Annotated in this window: 1 protein-coding gene; it reads right to left on the bottom strand. The window is 65.7% G+C overall.

Annotated features, from left to right (window positions below):
• Positions 1 to 127: 127 nt before the first annotated feature.
• Positions 128 to 1,047, bottom strand: a 920-nt coding sequence (locus KUO17_RS26150) for a DUF2345 domain-containing protein (RefSeq protein WP_217978443.1), incomplete at its 5' end; no start/stop codon positions are given.

The following is a 1,047-nucleotide window of genomic DNA, read 5'->3' as shown; positions in this document are numbered from 1 at the left end:
TCGCTGATGTCACGCAACCATTCATCGATATGCCCCGCAGCGAGGCCCATGTCTTCAAGGCCCACCTGGTCGAGCGGAACGATGGCTACCTGCGATTCGCGATTTTTTTCAGCAGCACTTTCAGTGGTCATGACAGCATCTCGCCCATCAGCAGCGCCGGGGCCTCGAAAGGAGTGGTAGAAGGCAGAGTCGTTGGCACACCCGGCAAGTCACCGGCCTTTTTCGCGGCGCTCAACACCTGGGGGGCAGACGGCGCCACCGCCGTCAGCAGTTGCGGCAAACCCTCGCTCGCGGCCTGCACGGTGCTGTGCACCTGTTGCGCGGTCTGCCAGGCATCGCTGGCGGTTTTCAGCGTGTCCAGGCCCGGCACGCCGGCCAGTTGCGGCATGCCCTGCGCCGCACCCTGCAGCGCGCCCAACGGGTTGCTGCGCACCTGCTGCACGGCCTGTACGGCGTCCTTCACGGCATTCATCGCCCCCATTGCGGTACTCGCCAGCGTCTTGGCTTGCGCCGCGATATCTTCGCCACCCGGCACTACCGGCTTGGCCGCTGTGGCGAAGTAGCTGCCAACACTCCAGGTATCCGCAGGGTCACGGCCGAACAGCACACTGGCCGGCCCCGGCGCAGCACCCGCGACACTGATGAAGCCCTTGGCATCCAGTGCGCCTTTGAGGCGGGTACCCAGCGCATCGAGCACCTCGAAGTCGCCCTCCTTGATGCCCTTGAGGCTGGCGTACTGGTTGAACAACTCCAGGTTCCCTTTGCCGGGCTTGGGCGGCTCGGGGAAGGTCCCCGCCAGGCTCTTGGGGCCTGTGTGCGCAAAGGTCGCCGCGTGGGCGGTGTACGGGCCCGTGGTCACATGGGTGATGCCGCCGGCGTTGTAGGTGGTGGCACTGCCGCCGCCCTGCACCACCAGCTCGGTCTTGGCCGTCAGCGTGATGCGGTCGGCGTTGGCGGTGATGTTGAGTTTTGCCAGCAGGTTGATGCTGTCCTTCAGCGCCCGGATATCGATATCGCCCGACGCCGCCACCAACCGCCAGCCCATGT

The sequence above is a fragment of the Pseudomonas aegrilactucae genome (assembly GCF_019168305.1).
Taxonomy (GTDB): domain Bacteria; phylum Pseudomonadota; class Gammaproteobacteria; order Pseudomonadales; family Pseudomonadaceae; genus Aquipseudomonas; species Aquipseudomonas aegrilactucae.
Note: the sequence above shows the minus strand (reverse complement) of the source record. Positions and strands in the feature narration are given on the sequence as shown.